The sequence below is a fragment of the Streptomyces tatrensis genome, assembly GCF_049310065.1.
Taxonomy (GTDB): Bacteria; Actinomycetota; Actinomycetes; order Streptomycetales; family Streptomycetaceae; genus Streptomyces.
This window is the reverse complement of sequence record NZ_JBMDLB010000007.1, coordinates 1,386,053-1,412,653: the sequence shown is the minus strand read 5'-3', so window position 1 is coordinate 1,412,653 and position 26,601 is coordinate 1,386,053. Positions and strand designations below refer to the sequence as shown.

Below are 26,601 nucleotides of genomic sequence, written 5' to 3'. Positions count from 1 at the left end.
TCCTGCGCCTGCCGCGGATTACCGGCGGGGGGCGTACTCACGGAATCCGCGGCCGGTCTTCCGGCCCAGGCAGCCCGCCGCGACCAGGTGCTCCAGCAGCGGGGACGGGGCCAGGCCCGGGTCGCGGAACTCCTTGTGCAGGACCTGCTCGATGGCCAGCGACACGTCCAGGCCGACGACGTCGAGGAGCTCGAAGGGCCCCATCGGGTAGCCGCCGCCCAGCTTCATCGCCGCGTCGATGTCGTCGATGCCCGCGTAGTGCTGGTCGACCATCTTGATCGCGTTGTTGAGGTACGGGAACAGCAGCGCGTTCACGATGAAGCCGGCCCGGTCCCCGCAGTCCACCGGGTGCTTGCGGACCTGCCGGCAGATCCCGCGGACCGTGGCGTGCACGTCGTCGGCGGTCAGGACGGTCCGGACCACCTCGACCAGCTTCATCGCCGGGGCCGGGTTGAAGAAGTGCATGCCGATCACGTCCTCGGGCCGCGAGGTCGCGCGGGCGATCGCGATCACGGGGAGCGAGGAGGTCGTGGTGGCGAGCACCGCACCGGGCTTGCAGGCCTTGTCCAGCGCCCGGAACAGCTCCTGCTTCACCTCCAGGTCCTCGGCGACGGCCTCCACGGCCAGGTCCACGTCGGCGAAGGCGTCCAGCGAGCCCGCCGCCGTGATCCGGTCGACGGTGGCGGCGGCGGCCTCGGCCGTCAGCCGGCCCCGGTCCACCGCGCGGGCCAGCGACTTCCCGATCGCGGCCTTCGCCGCGTCCGCCTTCTTCTGGCTGCGGGCCGCCAGCACCACGGGGAAGCCGGCCTGCGCGAAGACCTGCGCGATGCCGCTCGCCATCGTGCCCGAGCCGGCCACGCCGACCGAGTTCACCGGACGGCTCGCCCGGACCAGCTCCCCGTCCGGCGGGGTCTGCAGGTCACGCACGACGACCTGGCTGCCCGGAGCCTCGTACGTGTAGAAGCCGCGCCCGGACTTCTGCCCGGTCAGGCCCGCCTCGGCGAGGTGGCCGAGGATCGGGGCCGGGGCGTGCAGCCGGTCGCCCGAGGAGGTGTACATGGCCTCCAGGACCGTGCGGGCGGTGTCCACGCCGATCAGGTCGAGCAGCGCGAGCGGGCCCATCGGCAGGCCGCAGCCCAGCTTCATCGCCGCGTCGATGTCCTCGCGGGAGGCGTACTTGGCCTCGTACATGGCGGCGGCCTGGTTGAGGTAGCCGAACAGCAGGCCGTCGGCGACGAAGCCCGGGCGGTCGCCGACCGCGACGGGCTCCTTGCCGAGCTCGCGCGCCAGCGCGGTGACCGCCTCGACGGCCGGCGGGGCCGTCAGCACGCTGGAGACGACCTCGACCAGCTTCATCGCCGGGACCGGGTTGAAGAAGTGCAGGCCGACCACGCGCTCCGGGTGCTGGGACTCGGCGGCCATCCGCGTCACCGACAGGGCGTTGGTGCCGGTGGCCAGGATCGCGGTGGGCCGGACGATCGCGTCGAGCTCGCGGAAGATCCGCTGCTTGAGCTCGTAGGACTCGGGGACCACCTCGATGACGAGGTCGGCGTCGGCGGCGGCGCCCAGCTCGGAGAAGGTGCGGAAGCGGGCGAGCACCGCCTCGCGCTCCTGCTCGGTGAGCTGCTCGCGCACCACGGAGCGGGCGGTGGCCGCCGCGAGGGCCGCGGTGGCCCTGCGGGCGGCGGCCTCGCTGACGTCGATGCCGATGACCTCGCGGCCGGCCCGGGCGAGGACCTCGGCGATGCCGGAGCCCATCGTGCCGAGACCGACGACGGCGATGGTCTGCAGGGCCGGGCGGGCGGGCTGGGAGGAGGGGGAGGGCTGACCGGACGTGGACGGAAGGTCCATCGCGGGACTCCAGTGGAAGAGGGTGACGACTGAGGGGAGCACGCGGCGCACGGCGCGCGCGGAGGCCGTACGGACGTCCGTACGGAGACTCCGAGCCGAAGGGCATGCGGAGAACCGTGCGGAAGCCGTGCGGAGAAGCCCGGGGCTCCCCGGGAAACCGGGGATCGCGGCGGAACAGGGGGAACCCTGAGGAACCGGGGAACCCGGCAGTGAGAAGCCCGTGGGGCGCAAGCGGCGGAGCCCTGTCCCGGGGTCACGCCGTGAGGTGGTGCAGAAGTCGTGCAGAACCGACTGGCACGAGGTGGCTGCGTCACCAGGCCGCCCTCGTACGTGTTGTAGGGACAGTAGCCCGTCGCCAACTGGTCCGCCAGAGCGCGCAGATGTGACCTGTACCGCCCAAATGTACCGATCATCGATCATCGATCAACCGGCTGTTCGAAGGCCCGCCCGCGGGGCGGTCACGCGTGTCGGGGAACCCGGCCCCGGCGGCCGACGGGGCCCCCTAGGGTGGCCGGGTGAACGACGTGTTGGAGCGCCTGCGGGCGGAAGCCGCGCAGGCACCGGAGTACGAGGCGCTGCTCGCGGCGGACCCGGACGGGCTGGCGGCCTCCCTGACCTCCGCCGGGCTGCCGCTGTGGGCCCGCGAACTGGCCGCGTACCGGCTGGGGCTGGCCGGCGACCGGCGCGCCTTCGAGGCCCTGGTGCTGCTGCTGAACCACCGGGACCCGCCGCGCTGCGAGGCCGCCGCGCAGGCGCTGGCCGTCCTCGGGGACCCGCGCACCGCCCGCGCGGCGGCGGCGCTGGCCACGAACGAACTGCGCACGGCCTACGCCCTGCACCCGGTCCGGCTGCTGGCGGCGCTGCGCGCCCCGGAGTCAGCCCCGGCACTGATCCGCACGCTGTCGCGGCTGCTCGCGCCGCACGACCCGTACTGGCGGGTGGCCCTGGCCTGTGTGGAGGGGCTGGGCGCGCTGGCGGACCAGCGCGCCCGGGAGGTCCTGACCCGGGCCCAGTCGCACCCCCGGCTGGCGGTGGCGGCGACGGCGGCCCTGCGGGGGCTGGACCTCAGCGACCGAAGCCGGTCTTGAACCCGGTGCCGAAACCGGCTCCGGATCCGGTCCGGAACCCGGTCTCCTCGGCCGCGGACCCCGACCCGGTCCCGGTCCGCTCGGGGAGCACGGCGAAGGCCTCGATCTCCATCAGCAGTTCGGGCCGGAACAGCGCCGCCACCTGGACCGCCGAGGAGGCCGGGAGGCGGTCCGGGGCGATCAGCTCGTCACGGGCCTCCCGTACCGCGGGGAGGTGGGCGACGTCCGTGACGAAGTACGTCAGCTTCACCACGTCGTCGAAGGTGGCCCCGGCCGCCGCCAGGCACAGCCGCAGGTTCTCGAACACCTGCCGGGCCTGGGCGGCGGCGTCGCCCTCGCCGACCACCTCGCCCTTCTCGTCGAAGGCGCACTGCCCGGACACGGCGACGAACCGCCCGGTGCCCCAGACGACGTGGTTGTAGCCGGTGCCCGGGGCCACGCCCTCGGGAGCGGCGACGCGGGTGAGGTGGTTGTCCTGTGAGGTGCTCATGGGCACGATCTTGCCCGCTGTGGCGCGGGCCTGACCGACAAGCTCCGAAAGAGACGGCCTAGGCCGTCTCTTTCGGAGCTTGCCGGGTCCGCGCCGTCCGGCACCGCACCTCGCCGCGCTGCCGGGGCACCCGAGTACGTCCAGTACGCGGGAGCCCCGGCAGCGCGCCGAGGCACGGCACCGGACGACGCGGACCTGACCGACAAGATCCGAAAGAGACGACCTAGCCCCGGAAGCCCAGCAGCCCGTGGAGCGCCGCACCGCCCGCCGACGGCGGGACCGCGCGGGTCGCCGGGATCGGGGTGGGGGCCGGCTGGGCGGGGCAGACGGCGTCCGCGGCCTTGCCCGTCAGCAGGTAGGCGGACAGCTTCTCGTCGAGGCACTTGTTGCCGCTCAGGGCGATGCCGTGGTTGCCGCCGCCCTCCTCGACCACCAGCGCCGAGCCCGCGAGCTTGCGCCGCATGCTCACCGCGCCCTCGTACGGGGTCGCCGCGTCCTCGGTCGCCTGGAAGAGGAGCGCCTGCGGGAGCGCCGAGTTGGTGACGTCCGGGGCCTGGAGCGGCTCGGTCGGCCAGAACGCGCACGGGGCGTTGTACCAGGCGTTGTTCCAGGTCATGAAGGGCGCCTTGGCGTGCGTGCGCCACATGTCGGCCCGCCACTGGTTCCAGTTCCTGGGCCACGCCGAGTCCCGGCACTGCACGGCCGTGTAGACGCTGTAGCTGTTGCTCGCCGAGGGCTCCACCGCGCCGAACTTCTCGTACGCGGAGACCAGCGGCTTCGGGTCACCGTCCACGGAGTACGCGGCGAAGGCCGTCGCGAGGTGGGGCCAGTAGCCGTTGAAGTAGCCGCCCGGCATGAAGGTGTCCTCCAGCTCCGCCGGGCCCACCTTGGCGCCCGCCGGGGCGGTGCGCAGCGCGGTCCGCATCTCGTACCAGCGGGACTCGACCTCGGCCGGGTCGGTGCCCAGGTGGTACGTGGAGTCGTACTGGGCCACCCAGGCCAGGAAGGCCTTGTGGCGGGAGTCGAAGGCCTGGTCCTGGGCGAGGTTGTCCTCGTACCAGACCCCGGCCGGGTCGACGACGGAGTCCAGGACCAGGCGGTGCACGCGGTCGGGGTGGAGCTTGGCGTACACCGCGCCCAGGTAGGTGCCGTAGGAGTAGCCGAAGTAGCTCAGCTTGTCCGCGCGCAGGGCGGTGCGCAGCACTTCGATGTCACGGGCCGCCGACACCGTGCCGATGTACGGGAGTACGTCGGCGTGCTTGGTCTGGCAGGACTCGGCGAAGGCCTTCACCCGCTCCAGGTTGGCCCGCTCGGTCTCCTCGTCGCGCGGTACGGAGTCGGGCCGTACGGGGGTGAAGTGGCCCGCGCCGCAGTCCAGGGCGGGCTCGCTCTTGCCGACGCCGCGGGGGTCGAAGCCGATGACGTCGTACTGGCCCGCGACCTCCTTGGGCAGCGCGGAGGCGATGAACCCGGCCAGGGTGCGTCCGCTGCCGCCGGGCCCGCCGGGGTTGACCAGCAGCGGGCCCTGGGAGCGGGCGGCCGTGTGGGGGACCCGGGTCAGGGCGAGGGAGATCTGCCGGCCGGCCGGGCTGTCGTGGTCGAGGGGGACCTTGAGGGAGGCGCACTGGAGCGTCGGGTAGCGGGAGGTCGCGCAGCCGGACCACTTGAGCGCTTCGGCGGCCGGAGCGGGCGCCGCCGCTGCCGGGGCCGCGGCCGTGACCGGGCTCGCCAGGGCGGCGGCGAGGGTGGACACCGCCAGCAGGACGGCGGCGCGCCTCAGGGCGGGACCGGGCTTGTTCTTCATCGGGTGCAGCATCGGATGCAGCATGGGGCCTCCCAGCCGAGGGTTCTGGGCGGAATCGTCCCGGAACCTGCGCTCGGAAAGGGGGATTGGGGCCCCGATTGGCCCGATGTGATGACCCTTCAGTCGGTCGTACGGTCGTACGGGTGCTCAGAGCAGGCTGAGCTGGGTCGCCCCGGGCGTGGGCGCGGGCCCGTCCGGCCGCTCCGGTACGACGATCCGGCGGGCCGGTTCAGGGCCGCCGGGGCCGATGCCGAATTCTGCGGCAAGCTCGTGGACTTGGCGGGTAGCCAGCTGTTGATTCGATTGTTGGTCGTGGTTGTTCATCGAGTAGCTCATACGGGTGAACGTGGGGCCCTGTCGGCCTGCGGTCTTGGTGAACACGTCAGTCTCGTTGGAGAGCGTCAGTGCCGTTGTGGGGGATGGAGAGGGGGCGGCTGATGGTACGTGGTGGGGGTCGGCGGAAGCGTGAGCTGCGGACGCTGGCCGCCCCGTTCGCGGTGTCGGCTCCTGCGGGTGCACGTATCCGGGATCGGTTGCGGCTGACCGTCGCCGATGCAGAGGTTCTGCGGATGGTCGGCGGGCATCTGGGCCGCTATGCCCGTGCTGATCTGGCTGAGCGTGTCCGCATCGGCAGAGTGCCGGTGAAGGAGAACGGGCGGGCAGATCGCAAACGTGCGCTGACGAGGGTGTCGTCGTCCCGCTGGGCGGGCGCGATGACCCGCATGTCGGAGGACCAGTACCAGCTCTCCCTGCGCTGCCTCTTCGATGAGCGAACCTCGCTGCGTCGGGTCATCACGAAGATCAGTCAGCGTCTGGCCGTGCCCTGTGGTCGGCGTGTGGGTGGTGTTCGCGGTTATCCGAGCCGGGCCGAGCGGGCGCAGAAGCAGTGCCGGTTGCAGGTCCTCACGACGCGGCTGGCGGGGGTGGAGCGGCGGATCGAGGCCGGGCATCCGACGATTGTGGTCGGCGGCCGTCGCATGGCGAAGGTCCGGCGCAACCTCGCCGGCGCCGGGCTCACCGAGGCCCAGTGGCGGGAACGCTGGGACGCGCAGCGCATGTTCCTGACCGCTGACGGGGAGTCGGGGGCGCCCTACGGGAACTACACGATCACTGTGGACCCGGCCGATGGGACGGTCGCGATCGTCCTGCCCGAACCGCTCAGGCACCTCGCCAACGCGCCGCGCGGCCGGTATCGGCTCGCCTGCGCCGTCAGTTTCAACCACCGACAAGGCGAATGGCTGGACCGGGTCACGGCCAACCGTTCTGTGCGCTACGACATCGTGTGCGACCCGGAACGCGGGCGCTGGTACCTCGACGCCTCCTGGTCGACGTCGGTAGCGCTTCTCCCGACCTCTGCCGAGCTGGCCGCAACCGGCGTCCGTCTCCTCGCCGTGGACCTCAACGCCGGCCACCTCGCCACCTGCGTCATCGATGCACACGGCAATCCGGTCGGCCGGCCGATCACCGTAACCACCGACCTGACCGGCCCCACATCCCAACGCGACGGACGCCTCCGGCAGGCGATCAGCGACCTCATCCGCCTCGCGAGACTCCACGGCTGCGCCGGTCTGGCGATCGAGAACCTCGGCTTCACGGACGCCCGAGCCATCGGCCGCGAAACCATGGGCCGGGGCACGCGCGGTAAGGCGTTCCGGCGCACCGTCGCCGGACTGCCCACCGCACGCTTCCGCGAGCGGCTGTCCGGCATGGCCCACCACGCCGGACTCGTCGTGATCGCGGTCGACCCCGCCTACACCAGCCGCTGGGGCGCCCAACACTGGAAGCAGCCGCTTCAACAGCAATCGAAGACCACGATCGTCACCGGCCACCATGCGGCCTCGGTGGCGATCGGCAGACGTGCTCTTGGGCACGGGACACGGCGTCGGCCAGGTGTGACCGCACACGACCAGAGGATCGTCGCGCGGAGAGCTACCGGCCAGACCGTCACCGTACCGAGGGCACGCGGGAACACGAGCCCGCCCAGGACCGCAGGCACACCCCACCAAGGTGGCAAGACCTGCCGGGACCGAAGCGACCAGCTCGCACTGTTCCCCGTCTCCCAGGACCGTTCGGGGAGACAACCGGCCAGCCCGGTATACGGCGATGTGGCCAGCAGTGGCCGACATCGCCAGGAACGGTGATCATCCGCTGGTACCAGGTGGGCGGCTACGAGCCGCCCGCGTACATCCGCTTGCAGCTCGCCCCCAGCCGTAGAACAAACGCTCCCGTGATCGTGCGGGCCGTCGTCCGTGGCCCCGAGGACCGCCCGCCGCGCACCCCGCCCCCGCGACCCAGATTTGGGCGCCCGCCCCGGAGGTGGTTGGCTTCGCGGTGACGAGCGAACACAACTGCTGGAGGAACGCCATGGCGCAGGTCGAGGCCACCACGGAACGCATCATCGGGGCGGACGCGGAGACCGTGTTCGACGCGCTGGCCGACTACACCGGGACCCGGGGCAAGGTGCTGCCCGAGCACTTCAGCGAGTACGAGGTGCGCGAGGGCGGCGACGGCGAGGGCACCCTCGTCCACTGGAAGCTCCAGGCCACGAGCAAGCGGGTCCGCGACTGCCTGCTGGAGGTCACCGAGCCCACCGACGGCCAGCTCGTGGAGAAGGACCGCAACTCCACCATGGTCACCACCTGGACCGTCACCCCGGCCGGCGAGGGCAAGTCCAAGGCCGTCGTCACCACCGTGTGGAAGGGCGCCGGCGGCATCGGCGGCTTCTTCGAGCGCACCTTCGCGCCCAAGGGCCTGGCCCGCATCTACGACACCCTCCTCGCCAACCTGGCCGCCGAAGTCAAGGGCTGAGCAAGGCCGTTGCCGGTGGGTAGCCCGTGAGTTGCCGGTGGGGCCGGGGATCGGGCCTCACCGGATCGGGTGAAATGAGCCCGCCCGCGACCGGGCGCCCCCCGTCCCGGACCGACCCGACACGGCCCGGGCGTGGCCACGAGGTCCGGCGGGGGCCGGAGGGCTAGGGTGGGGCCCTGAGCGCTACCGACCGCCCGGGGGCCCGATGAAGATCCTCATCTCCGCCGACATGGAAGGCGCCACCGGCGTCACCTGGCCCGCCGACGTGCTGCCCGGGACTCCGCAGTGGGAACGCTGCCGGACCATGTTCACCTCCGACGTGAACGCCGCCGTCCTCGGTTTCTACGACGCGGGCGCCGACCAGGTCCTCGTCAACGAGGCCCACTGGACCATGCGCAACCTGCTGCTGGAGCGGCTCGACGCGCGCGTCGAGATGCTGACCGGCCGCCACAAGTCCCTCTCCATGGTCGAGGGCGTCCAGCACGGGGACGTCGACGGCATCGCCTTCGTCGGCTACCACACGGGCGCCGGCGCCGAGGGCGTGCTCGCCCACACCTACCTCGCCAACTCCATCACCGGGGTCTGGGTCAACGGGACCCGAGCCAGCGAGGGCCTGCTCAACGCGCACGTGGTCGCCGAGTACGGAGTCCCGGTCGTCCTCGTCACCGGAGACGACCTGACCTGCGTCGACGCCGCCGGCTACGCCCCGGACGCGGTGACCGTCGCCGTCAAGGACCACGTCTCGCGCTACGCCGCCGTCTGCCGCACCCCGGCCCGTACGGCCGCCGACATCCGGGCCGCCGCCAAGGAGGCCGCCGCCCTCGCCGTCCGGTACGAACCGGTGCGGGGCGGGCCGTTCGCGGTGGAGCTGGAGTTCGACGCCGAGCACCTCGCGATGGCCGCCACGGTGGTGCCCGGAGTCGAGCGATCGGGTGAGCGTAGGGTCGGGTACACGAGCGGGACGATGTACGAGGGGATCCGGACCTTCAAGGCGGTCACCACGATCGTCTCGGCAGCGGTGGAGGAGCAATATGGCTGACATGTCCGGTCCGGGTGGACCCGGGAGCGGCCCCGCCGCCCCTGCCGCCCGCGTCACCCCCGTTGACGGGGTGGCGCTCGACGAGGCCGTCGAGTTCACCTCCGGCCTGATCCGCATCGACACCACCAACCGCGGCGGCGGCGACTGCCGGGAGCGCCCGGCCGCCGAGTACGTCGCCGAGCGGCTGGCGGACATCGGGCTCGAGCCCGCGCTGCTGGAGCGCACCCCCGGCCGCACCAACGTGGTGGCCCGGATCGCCGGCAGCGACCCGACCGCCCCCGCCCTCCTGGTCCACGGCCACCTCGACGTGGTGCCGGCCGAGGCCGCCGACTGGAGCGTGGACCCCTTCTCCGGCGAGGTCCGGGACGGGGTGGTGTGGGGCCGCGGCGCCGTCGACATGAAGAACATGGACGCGATGGTGCTCGCCGTCGTACGGGCCTGGGCGCGGGCCGGGGTGAAGCCGCGGCGGGACATCGTGATCGCCTACACCGCCGACGAGGAGGACAGCGCGATCGACGGCTCGGGCTTCCTCGCCGACCACCACCCCGCGCTCTTCGAAGGCTGTACCGAGGGCATCAGCGAATCCGGTGCCTTCACCGTGCACGCCGCCCCCGGGCAGGCCCTCTACCCGATCGCCGCCGGCGAACGCGGTACCGCCTGGCTGAAGTTGACCGCGACCGGCACCGCCGGGCACGGCTCCAAGCCCAACCGGGCGAACGCGGTCAGCCGGCTCGCCGCCGCCGTCGCCCGCATCGGCGAGTACGACTGGCCGGTGCGCCTCACCGACACCGTCACCGCCTGCCTCACCGAACTCGCCGCCCTGCAGGGCATGTCGGTCGACCCGCGCGCCCCCGGATTCCAGCTCGACCAGATCCTCAACAAGCTCGGCCCGGCCGGCGCCCTCGTCGAGGCGACCGTCCGTAACAGCGCCAACCCGACGATGCTCAGCGCCGGTTACAAGCTCAACGTCATCCCGGGCACCGCCACCGCGTACGTGGACGGCCGGATGCTGCCCGGCGGCGAGGACGAGTTCACCGCCACCCTCGACGAGCTCACCGGGCCCGACGTGCGCTGGGAGTTCCACCACCGGGAGGTGGCCCTCGAAGCCCCCGTGGACGGGCGGACGTACGGGATCCTGCGCGAGTCCGTCGAGGCCTTCGACCCCGAGGGGCACGTGGTGCCCTTCTGCATGGCGGGCGGCACCGACGCCAAGCAGTTCTCCCGGCTCGGCATCACCGGCTACGGCTTCTCCCCGCTCAAGCTGCCGCCCGGCTTCGACTACTGGTCCCTCTTCCACGGCGTGGACGAGCGGGTGCCCGTCGACGCCCTGCACTTCGGGGTCCGCGTCCTCGACCGAGCCCTGCGCGCCCTGTGAGAACCCCGCGCGGCGACGGCACCGCCCCCTACGGCAGCTGGCCCTCGCCCATCGGCGCCGCACTCGCCGCCTCCCTCGACGGGAGGCCGGAGTACGTCGGCGCGATCGGCGCCGAGGTGTGGTGGACGGTGCCCCGGCCGGCCGAGGGCGGCCGCCGCGCCCTGGTCCGCCGGCCCGCGGACGGCGGGCCCGCGCTCTGCGCGCTGCCCGCGCCGTGGAACGTGCGCAGCCGGGTCACCGAGTACGGCGGCCTGCCCTGGGCGGGCGCCGAACGGCCCCTGGACGGACCGCTGGTGGTGTTCGTCCACTTCGCCGACCAGCGGCTGTACGCGTACGAGCCGGACGCGCCCGGCAGCCCGGCCCCGCGGGCGCTGACCCCCCTCTCGGCGGTCGGCGGCGGGCTGCGCTGGGCCGACCCGGTGCTGCGCGAGGGTGAAGTCTGGTGCGTGCTCGAGGAGTTCACCGGAGCCGGGCCGACCGATGTGCGCCGCGTACTGGCCGCCGTACCGCTGGACGGGTCGGCCGCCGAAGACCGGTCCCGGGTGCGGGAGTTGACCGACGACCGGTACCGGTTCAGCTCCGGGCCCCGGCTCTCCCCGGACGGGCGGCAGGCGGCCTGGCTGGTGTGGGACCACCCCCGGATGCCGTGGGACGGCACCGAGCTCCGGCTCGCGGAGGTCACCCCGGACGGCCGGCTCGCGCGGGCCCGTACCGTGCTCGGCGGACCCGAAGAGGCCGTCGCCCAGGTCGAGTGGACCACCGGCGGAAGCCTCCTCGCGGTCAGCGACCGCGGCGGCTGGTGGAACCCGTACCGGGTGGACCGGGACACGGGCGAGGCCGTCAACCTGTGCCCCCGGGAAGAGGAGTTCGGCGGGCCGCTGTGGAAGCCCGGCCTGCGCTGGATCGCGGCGCTCCCCGACGGACTGGTGGCCGTCCTGCACGGCCGGGGCTCCTCGGTGCTCGGCGTGCTCGACCCGGAGAGCGGGGACCTGGTCGACGCTGCCGGGCCGTGGACGGCCTGGCAGCCGACGCTCGCCGTCAGCGGCACCAGGGTCTACGGGGTCGCGGCCAGCCCGCGCAGCGCGTACGAGGTGGTGGAGCTGGACACGGCCACCGGGCACGCCCGGGTGGTGGGCGGCCGGGGCTGCGCGGAGGCGGAGGGCTGGGTGGGTGTCGCCGGTGAGGCCGGGTCCGCCGACCGGGCGGACGCCGCGTACTACCCGGAGCCGCAGAGCAGGACCTTCTTCGGCCGGGGCGGCCGGGAGATCCACGCCCACGTGTACCCGCCGCACCACCCCGTACTGCGTGCCAGGGCCGACGAGCTGCCCCCGTACGTGGTGTGGGCGCACGGTGGCCCCACCGACCACGTGCCGCCCGTACTCGACCTGCACATCGCCTACTTCACCTCCCGCGGCATCGGCGTCGTCGAGGTCAACTACGGCGGCTCCACGGGCTACGGGCGCGCCTACCGGGAACGGCTGCGCGAACAGTGGGGCGTCGTCGACGTGGAGGACTGCGCCGCGGTGGCGCGGGCCCTGGCCGCCGAGGGCACCGCCGACCCGGACCGGCTCGCGATCCGGGGCGGCAGCGCGGGCGGCTGGACGGCGGCGGCCTCGCTGGCGTCCACCGACCTGTACGCGTGCGCGGCGATCATCTACCCGGTACTGGACCTGACGGGCTTCGCCGCCGAGACCCACGACCTGGAGTCCCGTTACGTCGACGGCCTCGCCGGCCCCCCGCAGACCCTGGCCCTGCTCAGCCGCGAGCGCTCCCCGGTGTCCCGCGCCGACCGGATCACCGCGCCGTTCGTCCTGCTCCAGGGCCTGGACGACCCGGTCTGCCCGCCGGCGCAGGCGGAGCGGCTGCTGGCCGCGATGCGGGGGCGGTCGGTACCGCACGCGTACGTCGCCTTCGAGGGCGAGGGGCACGGCTTCCGGCGCGCGGACACGATGGTCCGGGCGCTGGAGGCGGAGCTGTCGCTGTACGCGCAGGTGTTCGGGTTCGAGCGGGAGGACATCCCCCGTTTGGCCCTGTCCGACTGAGTCCCCGGGCCGCCGCGAGCGGACGATGGGGGCATGAGCTCCCACACGTCCAAGAACCGCGGCAAGGGCCGCGGGTCGATCACCCCGGGCCGCGCCGGCATTGCCGCGCTCGCGGTGCTCACCCTGGTGTTCATCTTCGAGAACACCCGCTCCACCAAGATCCGCCTGCTGATCCCGCAGGTGACGATGCCGCTGTACGTCGCCCTGCTGATCGCGGCGGTGCTGGGCGGGCTGTGCGGGGCCTACTTCGCCCGGCGCCGCAAGTAGCGGGAGCCGCGGGGGCCCGGGGCCGCGATCAGCCCGGGTGGACCCAGACGCGGAGCGGGCCGATGGCGGTGAAGCCGTGGCGCAGCGCCGTGTCGAGGTCGTCGCCCGACTCGTAGCCGACGACCGCGAGGCCGGGCCAGAGCGAGGCGGTCAGGGTCAGCGCGCCCGTCCAGGCCTCGTCGTCCGGGGTTGCGTCGGCACTGAACACGTTGGAGATGCCCACCACCTCGCCGGTGCGGTTGACGGCGGCTCCGGCGAGGATCCGCCCCTGGGCGTCCCGCCCCGCGAGGAAGGCGATCGCCGGGGTCCCTTCCGCCTCCGCGTCGAGCAGCCCCGGGTGGAACAGCCCGGTGCTCTCCTCGCCGTCCCAGGCCGTCTCCCACGCCTCCAGCTCCTCGGGGCCGGCGATCCGGCTCCACTCCAGGGCCGGGACGGCGCCGGGAGCGCCCGCCGCGCGGTGGATCCACTCGGCGCCGAAGAGCACCTCGAAGCCCGCCGGGGCCAGGTCGAGCACGGCGAAGCTGTCCTTGACCGAGGCGTGCGGCGCGGCGGTGTCGATCCCGGCGAGCAGGGCGGCCGTGTCGGTGTCCCGGGTGAGGGTCACGGCGTCCGGATAGTAGAGCGGCGTCCGGCGCGGGCTGCTCCAGGCCCGGTCGGTGAAGCCGCCGTCGCGGCAGACCGCGGCGCACCACGCGGCGTTGTTGTACGCGGCCGCGAGGAGCAGTTCTTCGGTGTTCGGGGGTGATGATCACATCGGGATCCTGCCACAGGCCCCGGTCCCGGGCGATGCGATAAGTCCCGTACCTCCTGAGGGAGGCGCGGGCCGGCCGCGGCCCGTGCGGGCGCGTCAGTTCCTGTTCAGCGTACGGGAGATGCCGGCGACCACGGTCGTGGTGAGGAGCCAGCCGACGGCGATCAGCAGGTACGCCAGCCACTGCGTCAACCCCGTCCAGTGCCAGGCGCTGCGCTGCCCGAAGTCGCCGATGGGGAAGAGCAGGTCGACGGTGTAGATGAACGGATTGAACGGGGCGCCTTCCCCGGCCTTCGTCTGGACCGGCGAACGGGTGCTGAACGCCAGGCCGCAGAGCAGGCAGAGCGTGGTCATCCACACGGCGGACAGCCAGGGCCGGTAGCCGTAGCCGACGGCGGCATCGAGCAGGTACCCCCACAGGCGTCCGAGCGGGTTCAGGGTGCGGCGGTGGTGGCGCTGCTTCTCCAGCAGCACCCTCCGGGCGATGTCGTCGTGGCCGGCCTGGCGGTAACAGGCGGCGAGCTGTTCGTACGGCTGCGGTGCGTAGCCGGGGTTCCGGCGGATCCACGCGACCCGGTGGGCCACACCCTCGTGCAGGGGCGTCCGGTCGGAGCGCAGGGATCCGTAGACGAAGCCGTCCAGGAGCACCACCTTCGGCCAGCTCTGCTCACGGTCGTGCAGGACGGCCGCCGTGGCGCCCTGGAGGTCCACCGCTCCCACGGGCTCGGCGGCGAGGCCGAATTCGAAGGTCCCCACCTGCATCCCGACGCCGAACAGCGCCGTGTCCCTGCCGCCCAGGGTGGCTCCATCGAGCGTCAGCAGATCCGATATCCGCGCACCCCGCAGCCGCACGGTTCCCGCCGCGCTGAAGCCCTCGGACAGGTTCACCACCGTGGCCGTCACGTTGTCCGCGGCCAGCGCCGTGCCGCCCGGGTTCTCCAGGCGCGCGCCCCGCATGAACAGGCCACCGGGCAACTGTGCGCCCAGCAGCCGCACCCCACCGCGGGTGGTGAAGCCCTTCTGGCAGAAGACCCCGCCGCCCATGATCAGGCCCCCCGCCCACACCGCCCACGGCCCGGACGCCGATATCCGCGCCCCGTTCAGGTCCAGCTCCCCGGTCACTCGGGCGTTCATGAGCGAAAGACGGCTCGATTCCATCACGCACCCGTTCAGGTCGAGATGACCCTCGATCCGGGCCAGTTCGGCGTCCACGCCGGGGACCCGGCTGCCCGTGATCCGCACCGTCCGCGCCGAGACCGAGCGGAGATCGACCTCCTGCTCCAGCCGGCATTCCCGCAGCCAGAGCAGGTGGCCGATCTCCGCACCCGCCAGGTCGAGGCGGCCGGTGATCCGCGCCCCGGCGAGACACAGGGCGGGGACACTGCTCGACCGCTCCGTGTTGCCGCCCAGCAGGAGGGCGGCGACCACCTCGGCGCGGACCGTGCGTTCGGGCCCCCACTGGTCTCCTCGGGCGGGATCGTCCTCCTCGGGCGCCCGGGTGCGCAGATCCACCCACCGCCCTTCGGAGAAGGCGTCCCACAACGCACGCTCGGGCGGGGTGAGTTCGTCGTAGTTCAGCACCGCCACAGGCTACGAGTGGATCACGGGCGCCGCGTGTGAGGGAGATGATCCCGCGGTACCGGTGTGATCACGGTGGCGCCCGGCCGGACCGCGACCCCGGGCGATCGCGGCCGAAATGCCTCCTCCCGGGGCCCCGCATCGCACAGGATGAGTGCATGCGAACCCTCGTGCTCCTCGACGCACCGTCCAACCTCGGGCTCCGCCCCCCGGCCCCGGGCGCTGTTCCAGGTGTCTACAAACTGGCCGGGGCCCTGCGCGAACAGGGCCTGCTGGCCCGCCTCGGCGCGCGCGAGGGCGGGGTGGTCGTCCCGCCGCGCTACGACCGCGGGGACTGGAAGGAGGGCGACGGGGTGTTCCACGCCGGGCCGCTGGCCGCCTACACCGTCGCCCTCGCCGACCGGATCGAGCACCACCTGCGCTCCGGGGAGTTCCCCGTCGTCCTCGGCGGCGACTGCTCCATCCAGCTCGGCGCATCCCTCGCCATGCGGCGCCTCGGGCGGTACGGCATCGCCGCGATCGACGGCTCCGCCGACTTCCGCCACCCCGGCAACGAGGCCGTCAACGGGCCCGTCGGCGCGGCCGGCGGCGAGGAGCTGGCGCTCGCCACCGGCCGTGGCCAGGCGGACCTCGCGGACCTGGAGGGCCTCGGGCCGTACGTGCGCGACGAGGACGTACGGCTCTTCGGACTGCGCGACGGGGACCCGGACCTCCCCGAGCTGCGCGCCGCAGGGATCTTCGCCGCCACGGTCGGGGCGATCCGCGACCGCGGCGCCGGGCCGGTGGCCCGTACCGCACTGACCGGGCTGCAGCCCCCCGCCACCGCCGGGTTCTGGGTCCACCTGGACGCCGACGTACTGGACCCGTCCGTGATGCCGGCCGTCGACAGCCCGGACCCCGGGGGCCTGATTCCCGACGAACTCGCCGAACTGCTCGGGGTGTTGATCAGTTCCCCGCGCTGCGTCGGGCTCAACGTCACCATCTACGACCCGGACCTGGACCCGGACGGGCGCGCGGGCGCGCTGCTCGCCGACCTGGTGGCGGGGGCGTTCGCGTAGGCCGTCCCTCAGTCCGGATCCCGCCGGGCCCGCGGGCTCGTGCGCCGGCGGGCTCCCCGGACTCCCGCGCCCGGGGGCCCCGGGCGCCGGCCCGTCAGACCCCGATCGCGCCGTCGATCCGTTCGCGCAGCAGGTCCGCGTGGCCGTTGTGCCGTGCGTACTCCTCGATCATGTGGATCAGCACCCAGCGCAGCGAGACCTCGCCCCGCCACGCGTCCTTCCCGGAGACCTCCAGGTCGGGCGCCCGCTCCGTGAACCCCTCCGCGAACTCCACCTCCGCGCGCCACGCCTCCCAGGCTTCCCGGATCACCCCGGGCGCGGACACCGCGCCGTCGAAGTCCCCGTCGGGGGCGGCCGCGGACCAGAACAGGAGCGGAACCTCCTGCCCGTCCAGCACCTGACGGAACCAGCGGCGCTCCACGTCCGCGAGGTGGCGGACCAGGCCCAGCAGCGACAGCGTGGACGGCTCCACCGCCCGCTCGGCCAACTCCGGTCCCAGGCCTGCGCACTTGAGCCTGAGCGTCGTGCGCTGCGCCCCCAGCATGTCCACGAGCATCCGTCGTTCGTCGCCCGTCGTCGGCCCCGTGAACCGGTCCTCGGACTCTTCCCCGTCGAAGAACCGACCTCTTCTGATCACGTCACTCATGAGGTCCATGATCGGACAGCGGCCCGCGCCGGAGAAGGTTTTGCGTAATCCTGACCGGTGGTGATCCGCCGAATCCCTGTGCACCGGCGCCCGTGGCGTGTTCCATTTCCCTCATGGCCACCACCGTCCGCCGCTCCGTACTGACCCTTCCCGCAGCGCCGTTGGGTCCCGAGAACCCGCTGCCCGCCCTCCGCGAATCCGGCGGGGTACACACGCTGGACGAACGCTCCCGCGAGGGCCTGCCGCGCGACATGGCACGTCAGATCGGGTACGAGCCGCTGCGTTCCCTGCTCCCCGTCCGGATCCGGGACGGCTACCAACGGCGGCGCACCGAGCAGGACTTCGAGACGATCGTCATCGAGAACGCACACCTGCGCGTCACCGTCCTGCCCGGCCTCGGCGGCCGGATCCATTCGCTCGTCCACCTCCCCACGGGACGCGAACTGCTCTACCGCAACCCGGTGTTGCAGCCCGCCAACTTCGCGCTGAACGGCGCCTGGTTCTCCGGCGGCATCGAGTGGAACCTCGGCGCCACCGGCCACACCACCCTGTCCTGCGCCCCGTTGCACGCCGCGCTCGTCCCGGCGCCCGACGGGGGAGTGATGGTGCGGCTCTGGGAGTGGGAGCGGCTGCGCGACCTGCCCTTCCAGGTGGACCTGTGGCTGCCCGAGGACTCGGAGTTCCTCTACGTCGGCGTCCGCGTGCGCAATCCGCACGAGCGGCCCGCACCCGTCTACTGGTGGTCCAACATCGCCGTGCCCGAGGAGGCCGGCACCCGCGTCCTGGCCCCGGCCGACGAGGCCTGGCACTTCGGGTACGAGCGCTCCCTGCGGCGCATCCCCGTACCCGGATGGGAGGGCGCGGACCGCACGTACCCGCTGCGCAGCACGTACCCCGCCGACTTCTTCTACGAGGTCGAAGCCGGGACCCGGCCCTGGATCGCCTCCCTCGACGCAGACGGGCGCGGACTCGTCCAGACCTCCACGGCCCGGCTGCGCGGCCGCAAGCTCTTCGTCTGGGGCGCGGGCGAGGGCGGCCGGCGCTGGCAGGAGTGGCTGACCGAGCCCGGCACGGCCGGGTACGCGGAGATCCAGGCCGGGCTCGCCCGCACCCAGCTCGAACACGTACGGCTGGAGGCGGGCGCGGAGTTCAGCTGGCTGGAGGCCTACGGGGCCCTGTCCGCGGACCCGGTGGCCGTGCACGGGGACGACTGGGCGGCGGCCCGCGCCGCGGCCGGGACGGCGCTGGAGTCCGCGCTGCCCGGGGCGGCCGTGGACGCGGCGTACGAGGCGTGGCGCGGGTGCGCCGACACCGAACCGGGGGAGCGGCTGGCGGCCGGCTCGGGCTGGGGCGCGCTGGAAGTACTGTGCGGGGGCCACAAACTGCCCGGCACCCCCTTCGCGGAGGACACCCTCGAAGAGGACCAGGCCCCCTGGCTGGAGCTGTGGCGCACCGGGGTCTTCCCCGCCCCGCGCCGGGTGGCCCCGCCCGGCCCGAGCCTGGTCGCCCCGCACTGGCGGGACATGCTGGAGACGGCCCCGGCGGACCCGCTGACGGAGTACCACCTCGGGGTCGCCCAGTGGCACGCCGGGGACATCGCCCAGGCGGTACGGAGCTGGGAGCGCGGGCTGGCGCTGGCCCCCTCGCGGTGGCCGCTGCTGAGGTGCCTGGCGGTCGCCGACGACCTGGCCGGCGACCCGGCCCGGGCGGCCCGCTGGTACGCCGAGGCCTTCGAGGACCTGACCGATGAGAGCCGGGGCGGCACGGGGTGGCTGGCCGCGGAATCGGCGCTGGGCCGGGAGGCGCTGGCCTCCCTGCTGGCGGCGGGGCTGCTGGCGGAGGCCCGCTCGGTGTGGGACCGGCTGCGCCCCGCGCTGCGCGAGGAGGGCCGCTTCCGGCTGTCGGCGGCCCGGCTGCTCGCGGCGGAGGGGCACGTGGGCGCGGCCCGGCGGGTCTTCGAGGAGGGCTTCGAACTGCCCGACCTCCGCGAGGGCGAGGAAACCCTCTCGGAGGTCTGGGCCACCCTCACGGACCGCCCGCTGCCGGCCGCGTACAACTTCCGGATGCGCCCGCCGGGGGACTGAGGCCGGGGGTGCGTCTGCGGTGGCGGCTCCTCGACGCGAACAGCCCCCGGGCCGGCCGTGTGGCCGCCACCGGGGGCTGTTGCGTCGAGCGGGCGGGTCAGCCGGCTACCGGCCCCCTCGCAGCGCTCGTCGCGGTGCCGGTCAGGTGACCGGTCCGGTAGGCCGTCACCTTCACGGTGATGCGCTTGCCGCGCTGCGCACTGGTCGGGGTGAAGGTGGTCCGGGTCGCGCCGGTGATCAGCTTGCCGTCCGCGTACCACTTGTAGGCGTACGAGCTCGGTGTGGGAGTCCACGTGCCGCGGCTCAGGGTCAGCACGCTCCCGACCTTGGCCGTTCCCGTGATGGAGGGGGCCTTCGTCGCCTTGGGGGCGACTCCCTTGACGAGCACGGCGGCGCTGGTGGCCTTCGCCGCCGGGTGCCCGGCCTTGCGGGCGGTCACCACCACGGTGAGCTGCTTGCCCTGCAGCGTGGAGGTCAGGGTGTACGACGCGGCCGTGGCACCCGAGATCGACTTGCCGTCGGCGTACCACCTGTAGGTGTGGGAGTCGGCGACCGGCGACCAGGAGCCGGTCGTCGCCGTCACCGTGCCACCGACGACCGCGGTGCCCTTGACGGTGGGGGCGGCTGTCGAACGGATCGGTGCGACGACGGTGACGGTGCCCTTGACCCACTCGTCGCCGCGCGCAGTCACTCTCACGGACAGCGGGCCGAGCGGGGCCTTCGTGAGGTCCAGGGCGACCGTCATGCTGCGCCGGTCGGAAGCGATGGAGACGGTTGTCGACTGGACTCCGAAGCTGTCGTTGGTCACCTCGACCGAAACGTCCTCGTTCAGACCGGTGCCCGTGACGGTCATGGTGACCTTGCCCCGGCCTACCGTGGACGGCCCCACCGTGCTGGGGGCCGGGTCCTCCTGACCGCAGGGGGAGTGGGAGCACGTGGCTTCGACCCGTACCGCGGTGGAGGCCTTCGCGGGCTTCTCCGGCAGACCGATCACGATCGTGCTCGGCCGGGAAACCTTCGGAGGGGCGGCAGCTGCCAGATAGCAGGAGTAGTACTGGCCTCCCCAGCACCTGCTCTGCAGATCCGAGCGGTCGTACAGCCAGAGCGTGGGCGACTGCTCCAAGGGCTCGGCGGGGGTGAACCGCAGGTCGAAGTAGTCGCCCGTCACGGTCGGGAGCACGGCGCAGATCGCCGTCTTCTGCTCGCTCAGGGTGCCGGTCAGCGGCCCGAACCCGTTGCTGACGTCCGAGACCTTGACGCACTCGTTGGCGGGCCCGGCCGCCGTGCCGATGCGCAGCGTGTCCAGCCGGTAGGCGGGTGCCGCCGTCTTGCCCTCCGGAACCTGTACGAGGACCTGGTAGCGGGTGGAGCCGGTGACGGCGCAGCCCGCGTCGAAGTAGTCGCAGACGCCTTCGCCGTTCGCCTTGAAGCCGAGCAGGTGGACGGAGCCCTGCGCGTCACGGGCGTTCAGGTGCAGGGTGTCCGCAGCGTCGGCCGTGGTCACCTGGTGGCACAGGAACGTGCCGGGCTTGGCCGGTACGCCGCCGGTGGACGGGCCGCCCACTGCGGTGGCCGGGGTCGGGACGCAGCCGCGCGCGGTGGAGGTGACGTCGAGGCGGGTCAGGGCGAACTCGGCGGGCACGTTCCGGCTCTGCACCAGGGCAGTGTGCGCGACCTTGGCCGTCAGGGAGCAGGTGGAGAAGGAGCCGGAGGCCGTACTCATGGAGCAGACCGGCTTGCCCTTCGCGTCGAGGACGTTGACGGTCACCACCGAGTCACCCGAAACCCGCTGGATCTGGAGGAGCTCGTTCGCGGAGTGGTCCCCGGCCGCAATGGACAGGCAGTCGGCGAACACCTCCGCGCTGGTTTTCACGCTCATCCGGACCGGCTTCCCCGTGAAGTCGCCGGGCAGGAAGGTGCGGCAGGCGCTCGGTGCGTCCGTGCGGTGGACGACGAGACGGTAGACGTCGCTCTCCGCGGTTGGGTCGAGCTTGGAGACGAGGGCTCGGTACGGAGCGGTGCCGCCCAGGGCGCAGCTGCCGTCCTTCAGAACGTTCTCGCGCTCACAGAAGGCGGCCCCCTTGGAGTCCACGACGGTGATGGATGCGGCACCGTCGGACAGGACGGCGATGTGGGCCCCTTGGGGTACCGGGAGGTTCAGGCAGTCGACCTCACCGGGTGTGGCGAATGTGCCCTTCTGGTCGCGCGCCAGCGCGACCCCGTTCTCACAGCCCGCCGTGGCCGTGCGGGACAGGATCCGCACGGCGTGCTCCGTGAGCAGGATGTAAGGGGTGCCGGCGGTGAGCCGGCAGTCACGCCCGGCCCCGCAGACGGTGGATCCGTTCGCCGCACGCACTCTGATGGAGGAGGCCCCGCCCTGCGCATCGATGGCATCGGCGTCGTAGCGTCCGGTCACGGCCGGGGTGAACGTCCTGCACCCGGTCAGGGGGGCTCCCTGCGCGGGCGGGGAGCTGTACGCCGTCGCGGCGACCGGAACGCAGCCCTCGGGGTTCGACAGACGCCGGACCTTCAGGCTGTAGGGGCCGGGGGAGGCGACCTCGGTGAGGACGCGGTAGCCGCCCGTCCCTGCGGGCAGCACACACTCAGCGCTGTCCTCACAGATGCGCTTGCCGGTGCCATCCGTGATCCAGCGCACGAAGCCTTCTCCGCGCTCGGTCAGCCGGAAGTCCGTGGTGATCCGCTCGCCGGGAGCGGCGGTGAAGGCGTGGCAGATGATGCCCAGACTGTCCGTGGCGGTCCCTGTGGTCGGGGCGGAGTCGTAGCGGGTGCCGGCAACGGCCGGACATCCGGGAGCGGTCATCAACGGGACGAGGGCGACACGGTTGGTGATGGGCTCCCAGTGGCTGTTGTGGACCGAGAGCGTGTACGTACCGGCCGCGAGCTCGCACCAGGAGTGGGTCAACGGTTCCCCGCAATCGACCCGGCTCTCGCCGGAGCTCAGCGAAGCGTAGGCGGACTGGTGGGACACCAGGAGCCGGTGCATGCCCGGCTTCCTCACGACAACCGTGAAGCAGGCGGTGGCCTGGGACCCGATCGTGGCGCTGCCGACGGCGCTGCCGGGGTCACCGAGCGGCGCGAGCGCGAGCGGCGTGCAGTCCTCCTCGGCCGAACCCGCGGAGACCGGAACCGGCGCCGCGACCTTGTCCGTGCGGACCGTGCCCGCCGGGGGGCGCACCGGGTCGGCCTTTTGCGCGGGTGCGGGGTCGGCCTTCGCGGACGCGGTCGCGGGCGGCGTCGCGGCGAACGCGTTCGCGGCCGGGACGGCGGGCGTCAGCAGCGCCGCCAGCAGAGCGGGGACCAGCAGGGTCCTCGCGGATCTGAACCGTGCACGCGAACGCGCGGAGTTGGGCACTTCGTTCCCCCCGGAGCGATGTCGGCCATGTGAGCGTCACATGGGCGGCACACTCTACGGTCAGCCTCCGACAGGCCTTGCACCGCCATCCCCCCAGGTGAACGGGGCCTTCGCCTACCGGGTGTAGGTGCGGATGCGGTAGCGCAGGCCGGTGACCGAGGACTGCCAGCCGCCGTCCTCGGTGACGGCCCACGCCGGTTCCAGCTCCGGGGCGTGGGTGTCGCCGACCACCTTGGTGTCGACCTCGGTCACCGAGAGCATGACGGCGCGGGCCAGCGCGCCGCGGTAGACCTCTCCGCCGCCGATCACCCAGCAGGCGGCCGCGGAGTCTGCCGCGTCGGGCCGCGCCGCAGCCAGCTCCAGGGCCTCGTCGATGGACCCCGCGCGCTCCGCGCCCTCGGCGGCCCACTCGGGATCGCGCGTCACCACGATGTTGCGCCGCCCGGCCAGCGGACGGAACCGTACCGGGAGCGAATCCCAGGTCTTGCGGCCCATCACCACCGGATGGCCGAGGGTGGTGGCCTTGAAGTGGGCCATGTCCTCGGGCAGCCGCCAGGGAATGCCGTTGTCCGCGCCGATCACGCCGTCGGGGCTCTGCGCCCAGATCAGCCCGACGTTCATGCCGGCGTTCGGGCCGGCGTTCATGTCGGCGTTCATGCCGGCGTTCGTGTCGGGGGTCATACCGCTACCGGGGCCTTGATGGCCGGGTGGTGCTGGTAGCCGGCCAGCTTCACGTCGCCGTAGGCGTAGTCGAAGAGCGAGTCGGCCCGGTGCAGCTTCAGCTCGGGGAACTCGAACGGGGTGCGCGAGATCTGCTCGGTCACCTGGTCGACGTGGTTGTCGTAGATGTGGCAGTCGCCGCCGGTCCAGATGAAGTCGCCCGGCTCCAGGCCGGCCTGCTGCGCCACCATGTGGGTGAGCAGGGCGTAGCTGGCGATGTTGAACGGTACGCCGAGGAACAGGTCCGCGCTGCGCTGGTACAGCTGGCAGGAGAGCTTGCCGTCGGCCACGTAGAACTGGAAGAAGGCGTGGCACGGGGCGAGCGCCATCTTGGACAGCTCGGAGACGTTCCAGGCGGAGACGATCATCCGGCGGGAGTCCGGGTCGCGGCGCAGCGTGTCGAGGACCTCGGTGATCTGGTCGATGTGCCGGCCGTCCGGGGTGGGCCAGGAGCGCCACTGGGCGCCGTAGACCGGGCCGAGGTCGCCGTTCTCGTCGGCCCACTCGTCCCAGATCGTGACGCCGTGCTCGCGCAGCCAGCCGACGTTCGACTCGCCGCGCAGGAACCACAGCAGCTCGTACACGATCGACTTGAGGTGCACCTTCTTGGTGGTGACCAGGGGAAACCCCTGCGACAGGTCGTAACGCAGTTGGTGCCCGAAGACACTCCGGGTGCCGGTGCCCGTCCGGTCGGCCTTGGCCGTCCCGGAGGTGAGCACCAGCTTCAACAGGTCTTCGTACTGGGTATCCGCCACGGGCACCGAGTCTACTGGGCTGCCGCCGGAGGTCCTGTCAGCCGGTGGGCCGGTCAGCCGGTCACCACGCCGTCGGTGAGCAGGCCGGCCAGGACCGCCTCACCCACCGCCACGACCGCCGTCTGGGGGCGGAGCATCACGGTGATCTCGTCGATCAGGCCCTCGGGCGTGAGGTGCAGCATGTCGATCCCGTGCACCTGCCGGTCGCCCACGGTGGTCCGGAACGGCAGTACGGTCGCCGGTCCCTCGGCTCCCTCCGCCCCGAAGGGGACGCCCGCGGACTGGACGCTGCCGTCGAAGTGGCCGACGTAGTGGAATCCCTCGAACGTGCGCAGGAGGACCCGGAAGAGGGCCAGTACCGCCGGCTTGCCCTCGAAGGGCTTCGACTTCACCGGGCTGTTGAGCCGGACGTCGTCGGTGAACAGCGCGTCCAGTGCGGCGAGGTCATGGCCGGCTACGGCGGCGCGGAAGTGGTCGGCCGGGCTGGTGTCGGTACTCATGAGGGCTCCTCGATAGTCACCGATGTGATTAGTCAGTTTCTTGACTATCATGGTCCGGGCGCCCTGAGGAAGAGGGCGCCGTGAACGGACACGGACCCGAGGAGACCTCCCGATGGCTTTGCGTCACGCCGTACTGGCGGCGCTGCTCGACGAGGAGCTGAGCGGCTACCAGCTGGCCAAGGCCTTCGGCACGGGCGTGGCCAACTTCTGGCACGCCCTGCCCCAGCAGCTCTACGCCGAGCTGGCCAGGCTGGAGCGCGAGGGCTTCATCGCGGGCCGCGAGGTCGTCCAGGACACCCGGCCGAACAAGCGGCTGTTCCAGGTCACCGACACCGGACTGGCCGAGCTGGAGCGCTTCACCGCCGCCGAGACCAAGCCCTGCGTGATCCGCGACGACCTGCTCGTGAAGGTCCAGGCGGCCGAGTACGTCGACACGGGGGCGCTGATCGCGCAGCTCGCGGAGCGGACCGCCTTCGCGACGGCCAAGGCGGAGCTGTTCGAGAAGCTGCTGCGCGCGATGCGCGGCGAGCACACGGAGGAGGAGTTCCTGCGCCACGGCGCACGGATCGGCCCCTACCTCACCTGCCTGCGCGGCTTGGAGTTCGAGCGGGCCAACCGCGCCTGGTACGAGCGCACCACGATCATTCTGAACGAGAGGCGGGCATCCCGTGGAGAGCAGTGAGCAGCGACGGCCGACCCGGTACGTGGCGCTCGGCGACAGCCAGAGCGAGGGCGTGGGCGACGGCGACGACCGCACCGGGCTGCGCGGGTGCGCCGACCGGCTCGCCGAGATGATCGCCGTGCACGAGCCCGACGTGCTCTACGCCAACCTGGCCGTACGGGGCCGCCTGGCGGCGGGGGTCCGCGAGGGGCAGCTCGGGCCGGCCCTCGCGCTCCGCCCCGACCTGGCCACCGTGGTCGCCGGGGTCAACGACGTGCTGCGGCCCCGCTTCGACGCCGACGAGGTCGCCGGGCACCTGGAGGCGATGTTCGCCGCGCTCACCGCGCAGGGCGCCCGCGTCGCCACCGTCACCTTCCCCGACATCGCCAAGCTCGTCCCGCTCGCCAAGGGAGCGGCCCCGCGGGTCACCGCGCTCAACGAGCGCATACGGCGCGCGGCGGAGCGGCACGGGGTGGCCGTCGCGGACTTCGAGCGCCACGAGGCCTCCACCGACCCCCGGATGTGGAGCGCGGACCGGCTGCACGCCGCGCCGTCCGGCCACGCGATGATCGCCGCCGGCGTCGCGCACGCCCTCGGACTGCCCGGCAGCGACGACGCCTGGACCCGCCCGCTGCCCGGCCCGCCGCCCGCCGCTCCTGCGGGCCTGCGGGGCGTCGCCGGGGAGCTGCGGTGGGCCGTGGGCTTCGCCGGGCCCTGGATCGGGCGCCGGCTGCGCGGGCGCTCCTCCGGAGACGGCCGTACGGCCAAGCGGCCCGAGCTGCTCCCCGTACGCCTGGCGGCCTGAACCGGAAGGCACCCCCGCAGGGGTCAGGCGCGGCAGATGATCTCGCCGTTCAGTACCGAGAACCAGGCGTCCGGCTCCGCGCCCCAGGCGTGCCAGGCCTCCGCGACGGCCGCCAGCTGCGCCTGCGTCGCGTGTCCGCCGCCGGTCGCGATCCCCGCGTAGGCCGAGGCCGTCGTACGGTCCGCCCACAGCGCGGACCACCAGGCGGCCTCCTCCTCGGTCGCGTAGCACCACGAGGTCGCCGTGCAGGTCACGTCCGTGAAGCCCGCCGCCCGCGCCCACGCGCGCAGGCGGCGCCCGGCGTCCGGCTCGCCGCCGTTGGCGCGCGCCACCCGCCGGTACAGGTCCAGCCACTCCTCCAGCCCCGGGGTCGCGGGGTACCAGGTCATCGCCGCGTAGTCCGCGTCCCGCGCCGCGACGATCCCGCCCGGCCGGCACACCCGGCGCATCTCGCGCAGCGCCTGCACCGGATCGCCCACGTGCTGCAGCACCTGGTGGGCGTGGACCACGTCGAAGGAGTCGTCGGGGAAGTCCAGCGCGTGGACGTCGGCCGTGGCGAACTCGATGCCGGTCAGCCCGCGTTCCCGCGCGTACGCGGCGGCCTGGTCGATCACGTCCCGCGCCGCGTCCACCGCCGTGACCCGGCCCTGCGGCCCCACCAGCTCCGCCAGGTCCGCCGTGATCGTGCCCGGGCCGCAGCCCACGTCCAGGACGCTCATCCCGGGGCGCAGCTCGCCGATCAGGTACGCGGCGGAGTTCTCGGCGGTGCGCCAGCGGTGCGAGCGCAGCACCGACTCGTGGTGGCCGTGGGTGTATACGGCGGTCTCGTGCGCAGCCGCCGTGTGAGCGGCATCCGTGGCGTCTGTGGCGTCCGTGGCGTTCATGGGACATGGCTCCTTCGTCGTC

Annotated in this window: 23 protein-coding genes; 11 read left to right on the top strand and 12 right to left on the bottom strand. The window is 73.0% G+C overall.

Annotated elements, in window-relative coordinates:
- Nucleotides 1–18: 18 nt before the first annotated feature.
- Entirely contained in the window at nt 19–1,851 is a 1,833-nt protein-coding gene (locus ACODT5_RS10195) for a 3-hydroxyacyl-CoA dehydrogenase family protein (RefSeq protein ID WP_422518850.1), read from the bottom strand.
- Nucleotides 1,852–2,366: 515 nt separating this feature from the next.
- Between ACODT5_RS10195 and ACODT5_RS10190 the strand changes: the two genes are divergently transcribed.
- The gene (locus tag ACODT5_RS10190) at nt 2,367–2,939 is read left to right on the top strand and encodes a HEAT repeat domain-containing protein (RefSeq protein WP_422518849.1); all 573 of its coding nucleotides are present in this window, start codon (nt 2,367–2,369) and stop codon (nt 2,937–2,939) included.
- On the opposite strand, the gene ACODT5_RS10185 is transcribed toward ACODT5_RS10190, so the two are convergent.
- The 3 genes from ACODT5_RS10185 to ACODT5_RS10175 all read right to left on the bottom strand — a co-directional run bounded on the left by ACODT5_RS10185 (nt 2,917) and on the right by ACODT5_RS10175 (nt 5,614).
- Complete coding sequence (locus ACODT5_RS10185; protein ID WP_422518848.1) at nt 2,917–3,429, bottom strand: RidA family protein; 513 nt, start codon at nt 3,427–3,429, stop codon at nt 2,917–2,919. The two genes, ACODT5_RS10190 and ACODT5_RS10185, sit on opposite strands and share 23 nt — an antisense overlap.
- Before the next feature lie 223 nt (nt 3,430–3,652).
- Nucleotides 3,653–5,257 (bottom strand): alpha/beta hydrolase, encoded by a 1,605-nt coding sequence (locus ACODT5_RS10180; protein ID WP_422518847.1) that lies wholly within the window; start codon nt 5,255–5,257, stop codon nt 3,653–3,655.
- Between the two features lie 123 nt (nt 5,258–5,380).
- Nucleotides 5,381–5,614, bottom strand: a complete 234-nt coding sequence (locus tag ACODT5_RS10175) for a hypothetical protein (protein WP_422518846.1) — start codon at nt 5,612–5,614, stop codon at nt 5,381–5,383.
- Nucleotides 5,615–5,766: 152 nt separating this feature from the next.
- Here ACODT5_RS10175 and ACODT5_RS10170 point away from each other — a divergent pair, with 152 nt between their 5' ends.
- From ACODT5_RS10170 to ACODT5_RS10145, 6 genes are all read left to right on the top strand, one after another.
- On the top strand, nt 5,767–7,374 hold the full coding sequence (locus tag ACODT5_RS10170) for a hypothetical protein (RefSeq protein ID WP_422518845.1): 1,608 nt from the start codon (nt 5,767–5,769) through the stop codon (nt 7,372–7,374).
- A 223-nt stretch (nt 7,375–7,597) separates the two neighbouring features.
- The gene (locus tag ACODT5_RS10165) at nt 7,598–8,041 is read left to right on the top strand and encodes an SRPBCC family protein (RefSeq protein ID WP_385382781.1); all 444 of its coding nucleotides are present in this window, start codon (nt 7,598–7,600) and stop codon (nt 8,039–8,041) included.
- Nucleotides 8,042–8,246: 205 nt separating this feature from the next.
- Nucleotides 8,247–9,080, top strand: a complete 834-nt coding sequence (locus tag ACODT5_RS10160) for a M55 family metallopeptidase (protein ID WP_422518844.1) — start codon at nt 8,247–8,249, stop codon at nt 9,078–9,080.
- A gap of 1 nt (nt 9,081) precedes the next feature.
- On the top strand, nt 9,082–10,455 hold the full coding sequence (locus ACODT5_RS10155) for a M20/M25/M40 family metallo-hydrolase (protein ID WP_422519618.1): 1,374 nt from the start codon (nt 9,082–9,084) through the stop codon (nt 10,453–10,455).
- Nucleotides 10,452–12,497 (top strand): prolyl oligopeptidase family serine peptidase, encoded by a 2,046-nt coding sequence (locus ACODT5_RS10150; protein WP_422518843.1) that lies wholly within the window; start codon nt 10,452–10,454, stop codon nt 12,495–12,497. The genes ACODT5_RS10155 and ACODT5_RS10150 overlap by 4 nt, the downstream gene beginning before the upstream one ends.
- 33 nt (nt 12,498–12,530) lie before the next feature.
- Entirely contained in the window at nt 12,531–12,764 is a 234-nt protein-coding gene (locus tag ACODT5_RS10145) for a LapA family protein (RefSeq protein ID WP_243341673.1), read from the top strand.
- Between the two features lie 28 nt (nt 12,765–12,792).
- Here the strand turns inward: ACODT5_RS10145 and ACODT5_RS10140 are convergent, their stop codons facing one another.
- Together ACODT5_RS10140 and ACODT5_RS10135 are read right to left on the bottom strand one after the other, a co-directional pair.
- On the bottom strand, nt 12,793–13,368 hold the full coding sequence (locus ACODT5_RS10140) for a hypothetical protein (protein ID WP_422518842.1): 576 nt from the start codon (nt 13,366–13,368) through the stop codon (nt 12,793–12,795).
- 243 nt (nt 13,369–13,611) lie between these two features.
- On the bottom strand, nt 13,612–15,102 hold the full coding sequence (locus ACODT5_RS10135; RefSeq protein WP_422518841.1) for an oxidoreductase: 1,491 nt from the start codon (nt 15,100–15,102) through the stop codon (nt 13,612–13,614).
- 149 nt (nt 15,103–15,251) lie between these two features.
- Here ACODT5_RS10135 and ACODT5_RS10130 point away from each other — a divergent pair, with 149 nt between their 5' ends.
- Nucleotides 15,252–16,151, top strand: coding sequence for an arginase family protein (locus ACODT5_RS10130; RefSeq protein ID WP_422518840.1), 900 nt, complete (start codon nt 15,252–15,254; stop codon nt 16,149–16,151).
- A 94-nt stretch (nt 16,152–16,245) separates the two neighbouring features.
- On the opposite strand, the gene ACODT5_RS10125 is transcribed toward ACODT5_RS10130, so the two are convergent.
- Nucleotides 16,246–16,797 (bottom strand): DinB family protein, encoded by a 552-nt coding sequence (locus tag ACODT5_RS10125; protein ID WP_422518839.1) that lies wholly within the window; start codon nt 16,795–16,797, stop codon nt 16,246–16,248.
- 113 nt (nt 16,798–16,910) lie between these two features.
- Here ACODT5_RS10125 and ACODT5_RS10120 point away from each other — a divergent pair, with 113 nt between their 5' ends.
- Nucleotides 16,911–18,881, top strand: coding sequence for a DUF5107 domain-containing protein (locus ACODT5_RS10120; protein WP_422518838.1), 1,971 nt, complete (start codon nt 16,911–16,913; stop codon nt 18,879–18,881).
- Between the two features lie 97 nt (nt 18,882–18,978).
- Here the strand turns inward: ACODT5_RS10120 and ACODT5_RS10115 are convergent, their stop codons facing one another.
- The 4 genes from ACODT5_RS10115 to ACODT5_RS10100 all read right to left on the bottom strand — a co-directional run bounded on the left by ACODT5_RS10115 (nt 18,979) and on the right by ACODT5_RS10100 (nt 24,229).
- A complete protein-coding gene (locus ACODT5_RS10115) occupies nt 18,979–22,254 on the bottom strand; it encodes a hypothetical protein (RefSeq protein WP_422518837.1) in 3,276 nt (1,091 codons plus the stop codon).
- A 114-nt stretch (nt 22,255–22,368) separates the two neighbouring features.
- The gene (locus tag ACODT5_RS10110; RefSeq protein ID WP_422519617.1) at nt 22,369–22,875 is read right to left on the bottom strand and encodes a dihydrofolate reductase; all 507 of its coding nucleotides are present in this window, start codon (nt 22,873–22,875) and stop codon (nt 22,369–22,371) included.
- A 56-nt stretch (nt 22,876–22,931) separates the two neighbouring features.
- Complete coding sequence (locus ACODT5_RS10105; protein WP_243341679.1) at nt 22,932–23,729, bottom strand: thymidylate synthase; 798 nt, start codon at nt 23,727–23,729, stop codon at nt 22,932–22,934.
- Between the two features lie 53 nt (nt 23,730–23,782).
- Nucleotides 23,783–24,229, bottom strand: a complete 447-nt coding sequence (locus ACODT5_RS10100; protein ID WP_422518836.1) for a nuclear transport factor 2 family protein — start codon at nt 24,227–24,229, stop codon at nt 23,783–23,785.
- 112 nt (nt 24,230–24,341) lie between these two features.
- Between ACODT5_RS10100 and ACODT5_RS10095 the strand changes: the two genes are divergently transcribed.
- Complete coding sequence (locus ACODT5_RS10095) at nt 24,342–24,911, top strand: PadR family transcriptional regulator (RefSeq protein ID WP_422518835.1); 570 nt, start codon at nt 24,342–24,344, stop codon at nt 24,909–24,911.
- The gene (locus ACODT5_RS10090) at nt 24,898–25,695 is read left to right on the top strand and encodes an SGNH/GDSL hydrolase family protein (RefSeq protein WP_422518834.1); all 798 of its coding nucleotides are present in this window, start codon (nt 24,898–24,900) and stop codon (nt 25,693–25,695) included. Before ACODT5_RS10095 ends, ACODT5_RS10090 begins: the two co-directional genes overlap by 14 nt.
- A 23-nt stretch (nt 25,696–25,718) precedes the next feature.
- Here the strand turns inward: ACODT5_RS10090 and ACODT5_RS10085 are convergent, their stop codons facing one another.
- Nucleotides 25,719–26,579 (bottom strand): class I SAM-dependent methyltransferase, encoded by an 861-nt coding sequence (locus tag ACODT5_RS10085; protein ID WP_422518833.1) that lies wholly within the window; start codon nt 26,577–26,579, stop codon nt 25,719–25,721.
- Nucleotides 26,580–26,601 lie beyond the last annotated feature (22 nt).

Bases quoted from the DNA above. Each gene is read 5' to 3' on its own strand.
- ACODT5_RS10155 (WP_422519618.1), top strand. From the start codon at position 9,082: ATGTCCGGTCCGGGTGGACCCGGGAGCGGCCCCGCCGCCCCTGCCGCC.
- ACODT5_RS10165 (WP_385382781.1), top strand. From the start codon at position 7,598: ATGGCGCAGGTCGAGGCCACCACGGAACGCATCATCGGGGCGGACGCG.
- ACODT5_RS10085 (WP_422518833.1), bottom strand. From the start codon at position 26,579: ATGAACGCCACGGACGCCACAGACGCCACGGATGCCGCTCACACGGCG.
- ACODT5_RS10180 (WP_422518847.1), bottom strand. From the start codon at position 5,257: ATGCTGCATCCGATGCTGCACCCGATGAAGAACAAGCCCGGTCCCGCC.
- ACODT5_RS10125 (WP_422518839.1), bottom strand. From the start codon at position 16,797: ATGAGTGACGTGATCAGAAGAGGTCGGTTCTTCGACGGGGAAGAGTCC.
- ACODT5_RS10130 (WP_422518840.1), top strand. From the start codon at position 15,252: ATGCGAACCCTCGTGCTCCTCGACGCACCGTCCAACCTCGGGCTCCGC.
- ACODT5_RS10195 (WP_422518850.1), bottom strand. From the start codon at position 1,851: ATGGACCTTCCGTCCACGTCCGGTCAGCCCTCCCCCTCCTCCCAGCCC.
- ACODT5_RS10095 (WP_422518835.1), top strand. From the start codon at position 24,342: ATGGCTTTGCGTCACGCCGTACTGGCGGCGCTGCTCGACGAGGAGCTG.
- ACODT5_RS10100 (WP_422518836.1), bottom strand. From the start codon at position 24,229: ATGAGTACCGACACCAGCCCGGCCGACCACTTCCGCGCCGCCGTAGCC.
- ACODT5_RS10110 (WP_422519617.1), bottom strand. From the start codon at position 22,875: ATGAACGTCGGGCTGATCTGGGCGCAGAGCCCCGACGGCGTGATCGGC.
- ACODT5_RS10160 (WP_422518844.1), top strand. From the start codon at position 8,247: ATGAAGATCCTCATCTCCGCCGACATGGAAGGCGCCACCGGCGTCACC.
- ACODT5_RS10120 (WP_422518838.1), top strand. From the start codon at position 16,911: ATGGCCACCACCGTCCGCCGCTCCGTACTGACCCTTCCCGCAGCGCCG.
- ACODT5_RS10185 (WP_422518848.1), bottom strand. From the start codon at position 3,429: ATGAGCACCTCACAGGACAACCACCTCACCCGCGTCGCCGCTCCCGAG.
- ACODT5_RS10145 (WP_243341673.1), top strand. From the start codon at position 12,531: ATGAGCTCCCACACGTCCAAGAACCGCGGCAAGGGCCGCGGGTCGATC.